Origin of the sequence: Arthrobacter sp. UYP6, assembly GCF_040547315.1 — a bacterium.
Taxonomy (GTDB): domain Bacteria; phylum Actinomycetota; class Actinomycetes; order Actinomycetales; family Micrococcaceae; genus Arthrobacter_B.
Window position 1 is genome coordinate 205,814 of sequence record NZ_JBEPPM010000005.1, and the last position, 14,641, is coordinate 220,454.

12 protein-coding genes, 1 rRNA gene and 5 pseudogenes are annotated in these 14,641 nt (G+C 56.3%); 6 read left to right on the forward strand and 12 right to left on the reverse strand.

Annotated elements, in window-relative coordinates:
- Positions 1-5: 5 nt before the first annotated feature.
- From ABIB35_RS06430 to ABIB35_RS06480, 10 genes and pseudogenes are all read right to left on the reverse strand, one after another.
- The gene (locus ABIB35_RS06430) at positions 6-2,213 is read right to left on the reverse strand and encodes a glycosyltransferase family protein (RefSeq protein WP_354179858.1); all 2,208 of its coding nucleotides are present in this window, start codon (positions 2,211-2,213) and stop codon (positions 6-8) included.
- Complete coding sequence (locus ABIB35_RS06435; RefSeq protein WP_354179859.1) at positions 2,210-2,785, reverse strand: hypothetical protein; 576 nt, start codon at positions 2,783-2,785, stop codon at positions 2,210-2,212. The genes ABIB35_RS06430 and ABIB35_RS06435 overlap by 4 nt, the downstream gene beginning before the upstream one ends.
- Positions 2,786-2,817: 32 nt before the next feature.
- Positions 2,818-4,077 carry a nucleotide sugar dehydrogenase gene (locus ABIB35_RS06440; RefSeq protein WP_354179860.1) on the reverse strand — a complete coding sequence of 420 codons (1,260 nt, stop codon included), beginning with the start codon at positions 4,075-4,077 and terminating at the stop codon, positions 2,818-2,820.
- A 238-nt stretch (positions 4,078-4,315) separates the two neighbouring features.
- Positions 4,316-5,803, reverse strand: a complete 1,488-nt coding sequence (locus ABIB35_RS06445) for a hypothetical protein (RefSeq protein ID WP_354179862.1) — start codon at positions 5,801-5,803, stop codon at positions 4,316-4,318.
- 197 nt (positions 5,804-6,000) lie between these two features.
- A pseudogene (locus ABIB35_RS06450) lies at positions 6,001-6,422 on the reverse strand (DDE-type integrase/transposase/recombinase); the annotation flags it as partial.
- A 509-nt stretch (positions 6,423-6,931) separates the two neighbouring features.
- Positions 6,932-7,690: an IS21-like element helper ATPase IstB gene (gene istB / locus ABIB35_RS06460; protein ID WP_354179863.1), complete on the reverse strand. Its 759-nt coding sequence runs from the start codon at positions 7,688-7,690 to the stop codon at positions 6,932-6,934.
- A complete protein-coding gene (locus tag ABIB35_RS06465) occupies positions 7,687-8,460 on the reverse strand; it encodes a Mu transposase domain-containing protein (protein ID WP_354179865.1) in 774 nt (257 codons plus the stop codon). Before ABIB35_RS06465 ends, istB begins: the two co-directional genes overlap by 4 nt.
- Before the next feature lie 19 nt (positions 8,461-8,479).
- Positions 8,480-8,728: a hypothetical protein gene (locus ABIB35_RS06470; RefSeq protein WP_354179867.1), complete on the reverse strand. Its 249-nt coding sequence runs from the start codon at positions 8,726-8,728 to the stop codon at positions 8,480-8,482.
- A gap of 39 nt (positions 8,729-8,767) precedes the next feature.
- Complete coding sequence (locus ABIB35_RS06475; protein ID WP_354179869.1) at positions 8,768-8,929, reverse strand: helix-turn-helix domain-containing protein; 162 nt, start codon at positions 8,927-8,929, stop codon at positions 8,768-8,770.
- A gap of 202 nt (positions 8,930-9,131) precedes the next feature.
- A pseudogene (locus ABIB35_RS06480) lies at positions 9,132-9,302 on the reverse strand (integrase core domain-containing protein); the annotation flags it as partial.
- Positions 9,303-9,354: 52 nt separating this feature from the next.
- Between ABIB35_RS06480 and ABIB35_RS06485 the strand changes: the two are divergent.
- Positions 9,355-9,474, forward strand: a pseudogene (locus tag ABIB35_RS06485) (IS30 family transposase); the annotation flags it as partial.
- A gap of 3 nt (positions 9,475-9,477) precedes the next feature.
- On the opposite strand, the pseudogene ABIB35_RS06490 reads toward ABIB35_RS06485, so the two are convergent.
- A pseudogene (locus ABIB35_RS06490) lies at positions 9,478-10,707 on the reverse strand (helix-turn-helix domain-containing protein); the annotation flags it as partial.
- A gap of 63 nt (positions 10,708-10,770) precedes the next feature.
- Between ABIB35_RS06490 and ABIB35_RS06495 the strand changes: the two are divergent.
- From ABIB35_RS06495 to ABIB35_RS06515, 5 genes and pseudogenes are all read left to right on the forward strand, one after another.
- Positions 10,771-11,037: pseudogene (locus tag ABIB35_RS06495) on the forward strand (integrase core domain-containing protein); the annotation flags it as partial.
- 240 nt (positions 11,038-11,277) lie between these two features.
- Complete coding sequence (locus ABIB35_RS06500; RefSeq protein WP_354179871.1) at positions 11,278-12,900, forward strand: hypothetical protein; 1,623 nt, start codon at positions 11,278-11,280, stop codon at positions 12,898-12,900.
- 76 nt (positions 12,901-12,976) lie between these two features.
- Positions 12,977-13,414: a hypothetical protein gene (locus tag ABIB35_RS06505; RefSeq protein ID WP_354179873.1), complete on the forward strand. Its 438-nt coding sequence runs from the start codon at positions 12,977-12,979 to the stop codon at positions 13,412-13,414.
- A 53-nt stretch (positions 13,415-13,467) separates the two neighbouring features.
- Positions 13,468-13,674 (forward strand): hypothetical protein, encoded by a 207-nt coding sequence (locus ABIB35_RS06510; RefSeq protein WP_354179874.1) that lies wholly within the window; start codon positions 13,468-13,470, stop codon positions 13,672-13,674.
- Positions 13,675-13,707: 33 nt separating this feature from the next.
- Complete coding sequence (locus tag ABIB35_RS06515) at positions 13,708-13,974, forward strand: transposase (protein ID WP_354179876.1); 267 nt, start codon at positions 13,708-13,710, stop codon at positions 13,972-13,974.
- A gap of 183 nt (positions 13,975-14,157) precedes the next feature.
- On the opposite strand, the gene rrf is transcribed toward ABIB35_RS06515, so the two are convergent.
- Positions 14,158-14,274 (reverse strand): 5S ribosomal RNA (rrf, locus tag ABIB35_RS06520).
- Between the last annotated feature and the right edge of the window lie 367 nt (positions 14,275-14,641).

The window sequence follows — 14,641 nt, forward strand, 5'->3', positions numbered from 1 at the left end:
GAAAATTAACCTTTAGCTAGCTCAGATATATGTCGTGCCGCACTCCGCGCCCCATTAGGAAAGGAGGCTAGATTCATTGCCTCTTGGAACCGAGCTCGATTACTACTTATTCCAAGTTGTTCAATCGCTTCCGGGATAGAGGCCGACCCTCCGGGTCCGGCGGCAAGTCCCAGTCCCACATCGTGAGCGTAACGAGCACGGCCGATCTGATCATCTGTAATCGTGTTCGCGTTGGCGATCCATAGAGCCGGAACGGAATAGGCTATCCACTCATGAAAAGAGTTGTATCCGGTAGCTGAAACTACGAAGTCGAATGCTCGAGCCACTCGGGCTAAGGGGTACATCGAGATATTCTCGACGCCATCACTGACGTCCTGGTTATCTGCAATAAGAGGACTGGTCATAAAGATTCGCCACTCCCCGGGAAGGCCTTTGACGGCTATGATGACTTCTTCTACATCGTCGTCAATCTTGTTTATATTGCCGGCACCTAGGGTAATCAACATCGCATTCTCGTCTGGCCCTATATCCAGAATTCCCCGGGCTTGGCTTCGTTCCAATATTTCGTCCGAGTCCAACACGATAATCGGATCGACTTTATACGCATCAGCGGCTCGACTAGTAGCACCTTGGTCATATGGGGAAGCAATATCCCCTGGCTCTATGACGGAATCAAATCCGGTGTTGCGGACTAAAGACGTGGCTGCAGTTTCCGACCGCCACATCCCTCGTCTCATCCAAACAAACTTCGCATCATAGTTTGCGACAGCCCGTGCGATACCTTGATAAGGCCAAGTTCCGTCAAACACTACGACATCAGGATTTAACCGCTGTAACGACTCCATGAACCGTTTCCCAAAATACTGATTCCATTCCGCACCATCAACAAGTAAGTCACCCTTGGATGGAATATATTCGAAACCGTATCCGTACTGTGCTACTACGCCACAAGCCTGTGACATCGACACAAAACTCGCTTCTATATCATCGTCAAGGCGACGCGCCACGGCCAGGAGGCGTGTCAAATGGCCCATCCCGGCCCCGTTGCTTGTCACAAAACAAACACGGGGCGTCCGATGAGCGCGTTCCTTAGTCGAGCCGACCGACTTTTGTACTGTACTCATTTCCTGCCCGTCGTCATCACCTCTCGATTGCGTGGCGATTACGGGTTCCACCCCGAAAACTTGAAGAATGCCCTTACTTGCCGAATGCATTCGCTCTTTAAACGATTCCTTTGCGTACTCTAAAGTGCCCTTTGCGGCTATTCCCTGCATGTCGCTTGTTTCAATAAATAGTTCTGAAGCGTGAACGTCAAAATATGAAGCGGCTGGACCGAAATAAGGCTGAAGGATCCGAGGGAGCCCAAGAGGAACACCAAGACGCATACACGCATACACGTCGTCTTTCCATGTTTCTGAGGTGAGCATCGTTGTGGGTACGACGTACCCGGACAGAGAAGCCAAGAACCTGTCGCGGTCTTTAGTAACGAAAGGGAGGCCTACAAGGAGATCGTCTTCACCTTTTTTGGTCTGCAATTGGGCTGGAACATTTGTTCGGGCGTAAACGGATTTGCCCGCAGCCTCACCAACTCGTAACGCGAAGCTTTTCAACTCCTCGATTACAACGGGACTGTATTTCGACATTGTTGGTACGCCTATGCGCGTAGGAACAGACTCAGGATAGGCGGTCCCAAGATCATCAACTTCGGCACCGCAGGCGTGAAAGTTCCAGAGCCCAACATATTCCCCGGTCTTAGCACTCACGGCCTGCTGTTCAGCGGCAGTTACTGCCACAAAAGCCGGCCTCGAGTCGCAATATAGTGCAACCTTTGAATCTAGCTGATCGACAGAAAGAGCATCAAATTTTGCATTCTCCAGGACCATCCAAACCCACTGAGCCGCGAAACTCCCCCTGAGGTCTCTGGCAATGAATAAGTCGGGATCATACACGATGGCCAGCTGCGTCTTGCAAACATCCCTATGACCGAGAAGCGGAACACCCACCTCAAAGGCCATCTTAATCAATGAAGTATTGCGGTATCTGTCCGGATGTGACCTCTGCCCCAACGACATCAGCCCCACAGATAATCCTTTTGACAGGAAGTTCCTTAAATCGGACCGAATATCTAGTCCGGGTGACTCGCGCACATCTAAGGTAACAACGAGGAGCACATCAAAGGATCCCGGTGTACCGCGGCTACTAAGATTCATCATTCTAGAGTCCAAACGGGTTCGTGCGTGTCCGGGGAATCAATGTCCGGCTTTTCCAAGAGCTCGCGTACCATTGCTAAATCGTTCAATATTTTAAGTTTCAATTCTACTGTTGCTTGCCGTCTTACCTCGTCAGAACTCAAGCTACTACGCAGAGTTTTGATGTCCTCACCAAGCCCGGCCACAGAACGCTCCGCCTCACGAACCAAACCACCCAGTCGACGAACCCTGGCCTCATTCTCACCAAACTTCACACGCTGCAACTCACCAAGCCCGGCCACAGAACGCTCCGCCTCACGAACCAAACCACCCAGTTGACGAACCCTGGCCTCATTCTCACCAAACTTCACAGCGTGTGCAGCGTTCTGCTCCCTAATCATGGCGAGCAGACTGTGATGTTGTTGACGGGCCTGCAGAGTCATCCCAAACAGAACCCTGAGTATCAGAGCGACGGAAACTCCGACAAAACATACAACTAGTAAGAATGCCACCAGCTCAGGGGTAAAATACAGGGACGCAAGTGTGAAAGCGCACAAGATCAGGAGAAAACAATAATACTTCCATGATGAAAACACGAGGGATTTCTTTCTGTCAAGCAATGGAGACCCTAAAGGCGCGATGCATTGAGTCGCTCCGAAACTACACCTCGGGTATCAAAGAAATACTTTGAAGATTCAGCCAGTCTATCCACATCGTAATCGCGGTGATTCTGCATCAGTACAACAATGTCCGCATTTTCCACGGCATCGTCGAGATCGGAAACCCTAGCGATCTTTTTCTCATCTACGGTCCACTCCGAAACCCTCGGATCATGAAAAGATACAGCTGATCCCTTTTGCATTAAAAGGTGAGCGAATGGTAATGCCGGCGACTCTCGCTGATCTGCTATATCGGGTTTGTACGTAACGCCAAGAAGTAGTACGCGAGAGCCCTTCAGAGGCTTGCCCTGTTCGTTTAACAAACTTTGAACACGCTCCAGTATGTACCGGGGCATTGAATTATTGATCTCCTCCGCGAGCTCCACAAACCTAAACGGGTAGCCCAACAACTTGTTCACCTGGTAGCTAAGGTAGTTCGGGTCGATGGGGATGCAATGCCCCCCTACCCCGGGGCCCGGGTAGAACGCGTGGAACCCGAAGGGCTTAGTCTTCGCGGCATCAATGACATTCCATAGGTCAATGTCCATTTCATGGCAGAACCGGGCCATTTCATTGACCAGTGCGATGTTTATATGCCTATATGTGTTCTCAAGAAGCTTTGCAGTCTCAGCCTCCTTGGAACCACGAACACAAACAACCTCATCAACAAAACCAGCATAAAGTTCTGCAGCGGTCTTTGTGGAAATCTCACTTACCCCTCCAACGACCTTGGGGGTATTTTTCAGGAAAAACACTTCATTTCCTGGATCGATCCGCTCAGGTGAAAAGGCCAGCCAAAAATCGACGTCAAGAACCAGGCCAGAGCTCTGAAGGATTGGAAGAACCAAATCCTCAGTTGTACCAGGATATGTAGTTGATTCCAAAATGACGGTTATTCCGGGCGACATGTTGGCCGCTATATCCTTCGAGGCGCCAATTACCGCGCGAAGGTCGGGGCTACCCGCCTCGCCAAGCGGAGTCGGGACACAGATTACGACATACCGTGCGCCCCTGATGACTGACGGATCCGTCGTAGCCTCATATCCTCTTTGACGCATAAGCTGGACTTCATCATCACCGATGTCGTCGATATGTGATAACCCTGAGTTGAGGTTACCAACAGTCTCAACATTGCGATCAAGCCCTGCTACTCTGAGGCCCGACAAGGTCGCCGCCTGAGCAAGCGGTAAACCCACATATCCCTGTCCGACAACTACAAGATCCTTCATTAGCAGCCCTTCTTAATTTCTTAATTTCATTTGATTCTCACACCATTAATTTTCGTCCCACCGGCCAGCGCATGTGTTTACAACGGCAGAACCCATAGGAAAAGGCGTAGCAAATGGCTCTTGGCGCTGTATTCGGGACTACAACATGTACGACGATGCCGGCACTTGAACTTAAAAGAGTGTTCATGAGTGTTAGGTCGAGCAACTATATCCTAAAGCCGTTTTCAACTAAAACGGGTCATCCGCTATCCACTCGAGACGCATTTGTTCCCCAACCACCCATCGATGGATAGCTATCTGATCCCAACGGAGCATATGCCACCAGGTTGGCGCATGAAAGCAATACTGACGCATGAAGTGGCTGGGGCTGAGTAGTTTGAGTGATTCTCAATGCGATCTCATATACTCGGCTGTCCCACGGGCCTAAAATCGACCAGCGGCCAGCTACTGCATCGTATTTACCGTAGCCGGCGGTTCCGTCGATATAGCTGGACAATGTACCCGTCGCGGCAGCGCTAACAAAGGTGTTTGCCATGCCTTGCAGGTCTAGCGCTGTAACCTCAATTCCAAGGAGATGAGCCTCGACAGCTGCTTCTATGGCCAGAACAGCATGTGACATATCCTCCATTCTGGGATTCCCCTTCCTCGAGGATCTCCACCGTGACCGGTTGCCGCCACTGTGCCCACGAAAGTTATCGAGCATCGGTACGAAGTATGACCAAACTAAGCAATCTTGTCCATTGAACTCGAGGTGGGTAAGGGCATCTCGGAAAGTCCTAACAAGCTCAGTTGCTCGTGATTTGAAGGTTGCTTTCTCAGTGATTCTATAGAGACTCAAAAAGCATAGCGCCATGCTCATATTATGGTTCTGGGGGGCATCCGTTCCCTCAAAATCGCTGGGAGCATCCGCCGGAATAATGTAGTAACCCCGGCCGCTGCTAACGCGATAGTCCGAATCGTATACTTCGAGCGCAGCCAATGCCGCCTCGGTGTATTTATCAGCGTATTGCCCGTATATGGCGTAGAGATCTGGTTTGCCATTTACAAGTTTACTGAATTCGAGGAGCGCTAGACAAATTTGAGAAACATGTATTGCTGGAGCATAATATTGCTCAACTAGATCATAGAGGCCTGGCTCATTCAGGCACTTCACACAACCATAGTGGGATATGACGGCGGCCGCTTGGGGCGACTTCCAATGCTGCCTTGTTAAGACCTCGGCGAGGTTATTCTCGGTACCCGCCAAAACGCTTACATCTTCGAACGCCGCAAGTGCTGATTCCTGAGGACTCGACAGAAAAGATATATCGAACGTTCCATTTTCATGGCGAATGTTTTCAATCCGAATATGTGCAGCCTGTTTTGAACGAATTTCTAGGCACGGCCCTTCGATTGCGCCACACCTAAACGAATTATAATTTGTGGTATATGGGCGCCCAGATCTCCAGACTGGGCCAGACCGTCCGAGGTAGTCCACAGCTCCTCGAACTTGGTCCCGGGCAAGTAGAAGTTGCTCCCCTATACCAATAAAACCGCGCAAATACTTGTGATCCCCAGTTTTTTCATAGACACGGAGATAGGAACGGCCCACCAGTGAGGCCCCCCAAGAAAGCGATCCCCGCTGCTCTTCCAACGCGTTAGGTCTGTACTGTCCTGAGAGGTGATATCCTGGAAACACGGCATCTAAATAGTCAAAACACTCCGTGCTGTTATATTCGCTTATCATATCGCCCCGGTCCATAGACTTCTGTGGCTGGTCAGTGTCATGCAAGGGCTCTACGCTCCCGGAGATAGGTGGCTATTAACACATCGTACACATCTGTTGAGCGCTTGACTGCATGTGTCAAATAGTTTGTGGGAACGCGACCGAAGACGTCAATTGGGACCGCCCCGGAGTTCATTGACTCCCGGGGTTTAGAGTTCTCAGGCGGCTTTGAGGCCATAAATGATTGTCTCAAACTCGACCGGTGTTAGCCGCCCGAGCCGCCACTGGCGGCGTTTTCGATGGTACGTTTCCTCGATCCACGTCACGGTAGCCAGGCGAAGATCCGCCCTTGTCGACCATCGCTGGCGGTCCAGGACATTCTTTTGCAGGAGTGAGAAGAAAGACTCCAGGGCCGCGTTATCGGCACAGGCGCCGACCCTCCCCATTGATCCTTTCAGCTTGTTGCCTTCCAACGTCCGCACGAAAGCGTGGAACGAAATTGAGATCTTCGGTCGCTGTGGACCACAGTGCCTACCGGCCCACGGCGCCCAATCGCGTTGTGCAGAGCAGAGACAGCTAGGGACGCTCTCATCCGGGAATCCGTGGAGTAACCCACGATCCGGTTCGAATAGACGTGGCGGTTTCAGTGAGCCAGCGCAACACCGTCTTTCGGAGGTTGTCATGGCGGTGTCATGGAAAGATCGAAGCATTGCGTACTCAATGCTTCTGCAGGGTGTTTCGGCGAAGGAAACAGCGCGGCTGTTTCGTGTCAACACGGGAGCAGTCGTCCAATGGGCCAGACTTGCGGGCATGTTAATCCGAATGGGAGCCCGCGGCGGCATTGAGCCCTCCCACGCCTTAGAGTCGACGCCTGATCCTCAACGCGCTTATCGCCGCTTGACGCAAAGGGACCGAGTCTTCATCGAGATGGCGATAAATAGCACGCCAGCTTGGTCGATGAGGGCGATCGGTCGGCATCTCGATGTTCCCGCCTCGACGGTTTCCCGGGAGCTGGGACGTCACCGGGTCCAGACCGGCCGCGGACGTGGTCCGTCACGGGAGACGAGGTATGAGGTGTGTCAAGTGTTAACGCCGACCGAAAATGGGGCCATTAGTGCCATTTGAAAACAGGGCCACTGGTTGTTCGTTCTATTGTGCCGTACCGGCGCCCGGTTGGTGTTTTTTGGGCCGGTAGCTGTTGCCTTTGAGGCTGATGACATCGGCGTGGTGGACGATCCGGTCGATCATCGCCGAGGCGATGATCAAATCTCCGAAGACGTCGCCCCAGCGGGCGAAGGGCAGGTTGGACGTCAGGATCATGGACGTGTGTTCGTAGCGGCTGGAAACCAGCTGGAAGAACAAGTTCGCGGCGTCCTGGTCAAACGGGATGAAACCTACTTCATCGACCACCAGGAGGCTGTAGCGGCGTAGTTTCACCAGTTCCTGTGCGAGTTTCCCACGGGAGTGAGCCTCCTGCAGCCGGGCCACCCAGCCGGTCGCGGAATCAAAGAGAACCCTGTCCCCGGCCTTGGCAGCCTTGATGCCGATACCGACCGCGAGATGGGTTTTACCGGTGCCGGGCGGCCCAAGCAGAACCACATTTTTGGCCTCGGAGAGGAACACCCCGGTGCCCAGATGGGCGATGAGATTCCGGTCCGCGGAAGGCTGGTGCTCGAAGTTGAACTCCTCAAGGTCCTTGTGAGCCGGGAACCTCGCGGCCTTGATCCGGGTCGCCGCGCCGGAGGCCTCGCGTTCGGAGACCTCCCGGGAGAGAACCGCTGCCAGATACTCCTCATGGGACCAGCCGGCATCCCGGGCCTGGTCCCCGAGGCGGCGGAAGCTATCACTGATCCGCGGTGCACGCAGGGCCCTGGCGTAGTACTCGATCTGTGCCGGTGTCCCGGTCATGAGGCCACCTCCAGACAGGCCGGCTGCCGGCCGAGGTCAATGCCGAAGACCTCGTCGTAGGCGGCAAGATCCCGTACCTGCGCCGCTTCTTCCGGTTCGGGCCGGCGTACGCGCTGGGTCCGGAAGTCCTGCCGCATGACCGCCGCCCGGACCACATGCGCCCGAACGGTCACCACCAGGTGCCGGGCCCAGACCCGGACGTGGGTGGCGATGACGACCCCGTCATGCGTGACCCGGACCGCATCCAAATCAGCAGTGACATCCACGATTCGCCCAATGAACGACGGGTCCACGGAATAGTCGTTGGAGAACACCCGCACGTAGTAATCCCACGGCAGGCGCACCATGTTGCGGAACACCGCCTCGGGGCTCACCGGCGGCAGCCCCCGCATCCTTTCACGGTCCAGGATGATCGGCTCATTCGGTCGGCCGTGGCGGGAGCGCGAGTACCGGTGATTTGCCGTGGGCAGCCAGTCCTCAAGCTGGCCGTTGAAATCCGCGGGCGAGCGGAAGTCCCGGCCCGGCATGAAACGCTGCCGGAAGAACCTGTTCATCCGCTCGACCATGCCCTTGGACTCCGGGTCCCGCGGCGGAAGCAGCTTGATCTCCATGCCCAGGGACCCGGCGAACGCGGCCACCGGCTCCGTCGGTTTACGCCTGCCGATACCGGACTCGTTATCCCACAACAGCCGCGACGGGACTGCCTGCGCGTCCTGGAGCAGGGTCCACATTCCGCCCAGAAGGTCCGGCGCCGTCCGCGAGGGCAGCATCCGTGCCTGGATGAAACCTTCAGAACGCCGAGGTCATCGCCAACACCGGGGGTGTGTCGTTCTGGCCCGCGCCAACAGGCAATGGCTCGTGCGGGAACCAGAGATCGCACTGGACCTGGAACCCCGGCTCGTGGACCAGCCGGTCGGCCGGGTCCGGGGGCGCGTATTCGGGTCGGATCGCGGCAACCTTCGCCCGGAACAACGACGCGGAACCGGCCCAGCCCACCCGCTCCGCGAGCGTTGCGGCAGGCATCGTCGGCGTCTTCACCAACAACTCCCGCGCCCTGGGAGCAAACGCATCAAAACTCTATACACCCGCCGCCCGCTGGTACTTCGGCACCCGGTCCGACTCCAGCGCACGATCAACCGTTCCGCGGGAAACCCCCACGATCCTGCCGATCTCACGCTTCGAGTGCTTGCCCGTTGAAAACAGGTGGCGTATCTCCGCCCAATCATCCAAATTGATCACCTTCCATAATGGTCGGTGGCCCTATTTTCGGTGGGCGTTAACAATCAAGGATGTGAGACGGTCGGTTAGTTTTTTCGGGGTTAGGCGGCCGCGGGCAGCGGCTGCTGGTGGGTGGTGAAGTTGGCCATCGCGGTTGCCGGCGGCAGCCCCTCATTGTTGGTGCGGGCGCGGATAAGTTCGGCGGTTTTCCCCGGGCTGGTGGCGTGCGGGCGTCCTGACGTGTGGCGAAGTTGTGGTGGTGGTAGAACTCGTTCTTCAGGGATGAGAACACCGACTCGGCGACGGCATTGTCCCAGCAGACCTCGGTGGCACCCATGGACTGGCGCACACCGTTGCCGGTGCACCAGGCACCCATTTCCCGGGAGGTATATTGGCCGTATTCAACCGGTCGTCGCAACGGTTGTTTGTGAGGCCGATCGTAACTTCCCAAGGGTACAGATCTCTCCCGGTGGAGCGCGGCGGAGATCGCCGCCGTCGCATCAGCGATCAACAATCGCCCCAGAGAGATCCTCGGCTGGCGCACCCCTGCCGAGGCTTTCGAAGAACAAGAACTGGCGGACAAGCCCGTTGAGATGCTCGTTACTGCCGCGCTGCCAGGGACTCTTCGGATCGGCGAAATAGACAGGCAACCCGATCTCGGTCGTGAGCAGCCGGTGCGCGGAGAGCTCTTTGCCGCGATCCCAGGTCAACGAACGACGCATCAGTGCGGGCAGCGTGGAGAACGTCGCGGTAAGGGCGTTCTTTGTTGAGATCGCGCCATACCCAGCCAGCGCGGGGCCGTTCTTACGTGGTGGGATGGTCCCGTATACGGCCTGGCGCGGGAGATGAACGAGTATCGCGAATCGTGTGGTCCGGTCCACGAGCGTGGCAATGGCAGAGCGCTTCAACCCGATGATGAGGTCCCCCTGCCAATGCCCGGCAATCTTGCGGTCTGCTGCCTCCTCCGGAAGTTTTGATAGCACGGTGTCTTCGGTGACGTGAGCCCACGCCTGTTGCCTGGTCCGAGCTCGTGGCATGCGCTTAGTTCGGCCCCGACGCAGGTGCCAGGAGCGGTGCCGCTCCAGCCCGCCGCGCGATTCGATGTAAAGCCCCTGGTAGATCGCTTCGTGCGAGATCCGCATCGTTGGGTCATCGGGGAAGTCCAGTGGTAGCCGCTTGGCGATCTGCCGCGGGCTCCACGCTGTGACCCATTCCCGGTCCCCGCGGTGAGGTTTGTTCTTCCCATCCCACACAGGTCCAACCGGGCCGATCCGGGTGCCGTCCGCAGCGAAGATGCTCCCGCTGAGTTTGTCCTGGACATAGGTACGCAGCCCATCATGGGTAGCGAGTTTCGCGGTATTCGGTCTCCGGGCACGACGTTCTGCATGCCACTGCGCCGTTGATGCCTTGTACTCGAGTCGATACGTGCGCGTGGACGCATTCCGCCGCAGCTCACGCGAGATCGTCGATGGTGCACGCCCCAGGCGTCGGGCGATCTCACGTACGCCAGCTCCTTGGGCACGCCAGAGCGCGATGTCCTCACGCTCTAACGGGGACAGATGTCGATTGGATACCGTGGGCAGTAGTTGTGGATTCACTCCACCAGCGTCGCGGAACCAGCGGTAAGCGACCGGTTCCGAAACGCCGGCCGCAGCTCCTGCTTCGCGTGTTTTCTTCCCCGTAGCGATCGCCACCCAGAACCGCACACGATCCTGACGCCACGCGACCGTCGGCCATCCAGGAGAAACGATCTGCCCTCGATACGCTCTGACCTGCTTCTGTCTCTGGGCAACACCCATCCGATACTCCGATTCGTCGGTGTTGCGACGACCGGTTGAATACGGCCAATTTCGTTCCACGCTTTCGTGCGGACGTTGGAAGGCAACAAGCTGAAAGGATCAATGGGGAGGGTCGGCGCCTGTGCCGATAACGCGGCCCTGGAGTCTTTCTTCTCACTCCTGCAAAAGAATGTCCTGGACCGCCAGCGATGGTCGACAAGGGCGGATCTTCGCCTGGCTACCGTGACGTGGATCGAGGAAACGTACCATCGAAAACGCCGCCAGCGGCGGCTCGGGCGGCTAACACCGGTCGAGTTTGAGACAATCAATAGCGGCCTCAAAGCCGCCTGAGAAACACTAAACCCAGAGAGTCAACGAAATCCGGGGCAGACCCGTTCGCTGTTCTACGCCTATATACGCCGGGGCGAGCTAATCCCCACGTTCCGCTATGCTCATGACTACGATCCATACTGAGCCGACGCCCATGTGGAGCATACCAGCGCAGTGATGCCGCGTTTATCCTGCAGGACGAATTTTGCTCCCCCGCGCCAAAGAATAGGCGCTACTACCGTTTTGAAAGTGAGACCCAGGATGCTGAAAACAGCCGACGGCAACCCGTTGAAAATTCTTGCACGGGGAGACTGCACCAGCCGTCGATCCGTGGCCCTAAACCAGGACCTTTTCAACAAGCCGCCGGTATTTGTCCAGAATGAGAAATCCACTTTCGTTCAGTTCTTGGACGCTGCCAACGGAGTAACCGTCACCGAAGACTATCTCAAAGAAATCTCCGACGTTGAGGCCATGCCCCGCGTACTCCGCAGCTTCTACATGGGGCAGGCCGGTCGGTCGATCCTGGAGCAGACTGACGGAGACCTCCTGATGATCGACTCATACGCGGACATGAACTTCCAACTCTGGGAGAACATTGAGAAAGGGTTTAAGTTCTGGATCCACCCGCGCTTCATCTACAACATGGCGAAATTCAAGGATGAGCACGGGGACTTCGGGCACCGCACACTGGATCAGTCCGTAGAGGACTCTGTCCGATTCATTGAGGTAATGCGCCAAAAGAACCCGGGGATCCCGGTCCTCTTCCTGAACCAGCAGGTGGACTACTATCCGAAGCTGGAGGACAAGGCGAAGGACTTCAGTAAGCTTGGAGAGCTTGTTTCCCAGCGGCTCCCCGATGTCTATTACGGTGGTGTCGTAGAAAAGGACGCCCTCGAACTGGCCGACATTGGTTCCTGCGGCCCCGGCAACACACTGCACTTCCAAGGGTCCACGTACCGGCAAATGTGGGAGCGTGCGATTAGTGACGGACTCCAAGAGGCAGTCGAACGTCGCGCCGCAAACCGTGCCGCTCCAGCCGCCGCACCGGTCGCCGTAGCCGGGTACGGTGAGCTGACCTACACAAAGAGCCCCGGTCGGAATATCGTCATTACGGAAATCATCGACATAGATTTGCAGACTGGCTTCGACACCTGCGTTCCGGCGTGCAGTAACGTCCCTGCCGCGGTCGAGAAGGGACTCAATAGGTACTTCTACTTCGACGGCAAGTGTGAGCATGGCCCGGCGCCCCGATTCACCCCAATGCTGATCGACCTTGAGGAGTTCCCAACCTTCGAGGCATGGGAGCAGAACATCAAAAAGTTCTCAGGTGGCGAGAAGCTGCGGCAGAAAAAGCGAGCAAAAAGCCTCGACTACTACTCCCATGAGTTTCCGTTCAAGCTCCATACGCAGGATGCGTTCGAGATCAACAACTCCATGGACGCCCGCTCAGGTGGTCCAATTCGAGAGAACCTCAAACGGTCCATTGATGATTTGGGTGGGTTGCCAACCGGTCCAATTCCACTGGCAAAACCCAGGTGCCAGCACCATTGGCGTAAAACTTTTGGCGTCTTTGTGGGCGACAAGGAACACATGCAGGGGGAAGTCCGCGTCGGGGAGAGGCTGGCCGCTTACATCTCAATCCAGCGGCATGGCGAATTCGCTATTTACGGGCAGATTATCGGTCATGGCCAGGATCTGCCAAATGGAGCCCTGACCCTCCTGCATCATGATGTGGTTGAACACCTCTATGCGAGCGAGGAAGGCAAGCCGAGCGGTCTTCGATACATCATGTACGGCGGTGTCCAAAACGGTGGCGAAGGACTGTTTCAGTTCAAGCGCCGTGGCGGATTCAAGCCGTACATCGTAAACGTGCCACCCGCATAACTAAATACTGCCCAAGCAGGGAAAGCACCTCCATCCCGGGGGTGCTTTTTTGTACCCAAAATCAAGGAGGGCACGCGTGCCTACCCATGTTTATCAACCGACCCACAATCCGCCGTCGTGGTGGGATCGGATGCTTGTTCACCCAATGGACACGGCTGTTGCCGCCCTGTCCATGGTCTTCGGGGTGTTCGCGGCGGTGTCCCTTTTCACCCCGCACTTCATCCCGTCCAAGAGCATGGGTCAGATGCCCCTGCTGGTGGTCATCCTGGTGTCGTCGTTCCTGGCGGCAGGAGGGGTGCTGTCTCTGATCGGTCTGAATTGGTCCGGAGCTGATGTTTCCACCGGCTGGGCGCTCGAACGCTTCGTCCTGCTGTTGTCCGGCGGTGGCTTTGTCGCCTATGCCATCAGTGTCTCTTGGCATTATCCGGAGTCTGTCTTCTCCTGGGTCGTACCGGGCTCTCCGCGGTTCGTCGTGAAATCTGGTTTCGTGTCCTTGAACGAAGGAGGCCCGTAGCCCTGTTGTGATGGATGTTCTTGACGCATTCACCAATGACAGGACTACGAGCCTTGACCGAGCATACTTTGCCGCACCCCGATGCTGCCACCACGATCTTCAACCTCGTGGACTACCGGGTGCTGGATACCCAAATCTTTGCTAGCGGTCACCAAAGAATCCAGGTGGAAAGCACCGTTGAATCCGGTTGCCCCGAGTGCGGCGTGATCGGAACCCGCCGCCATTCCCGCCGCTGGCACGGGTACGGGATATCCCGGTAGCCGGCACCGTGGAAGTCCTCTGGGCCAAACGACATGCTCACCGAAGTCCGGCAGCGCCTCACCCAGCAGGTCCACGGGCGGCGGGAACTATCCATCGACCGTGTCTGGGCCAACCGGCGCCTGCTCCTGCGCGCCGGTGACACACTATTCGACAGGGCCCGGAACCGGCTGAGCACCGTGTTCGCCACCGACGATGCCACCGGAAAGCTGCAAGCGGCCTGGAAGGTCAAGGAACAACCTCGGACACTGCTGGCCACTGGATCCCTCGCCGACGCGGCCGCCGCGAAAGAAGCGGGATGAACATGCATCACGGCAGAACATTCACCACGAACCTAGAAGAGCCCCCTAACCGGAACGATTCCGTCCCTGCTCCGGTCCCGCTCTTCCATCCCGCCGCTGCCCTGCCTGTTTACGTGCTTGGCTTAAACAAGTAAGGCCCGTACCATCCCTGGTACGGGCCTTACTCTCTCAACCAGAAATATTGTCCGGCGGTGACCTACTCTCCCACATCCTCCCGGATGCAGTACCATCGGCGCAGTGGGTCTTAGCTTCCGGGTTCGGAATGGGACCGGGCGTTTCCCCCACGCTATGACCGCCGTAACCCTCACACCCGCAACACCCCGGACAAAAACCGTGGTGAAGGGGAAAACAAAGGATCACAACCACGACACTGAAAACAACAGTGCCCGTCATGAACAGCATTCACCGAAGTGAACACCTTAATTCTAAACCATCACACCATCCCAAAGGACAGCCTGAGAGTTCGTTCCACGGTGACAAACCACACACGGGTTTGTTATCCGGGAACCACATAGTGGACGCAAGCAGCATGATCAACACAACCCTTATTTGGCGGGAACGTTTGAAGTCGTTTCCTGCCCAGATTGTGGTGTGGTGTAAGTTATCGGCCTATTAGTACCGGTCAGCTTCACGGGTCTTTAGTCCCCGCTTCCACATCCGGCCTATC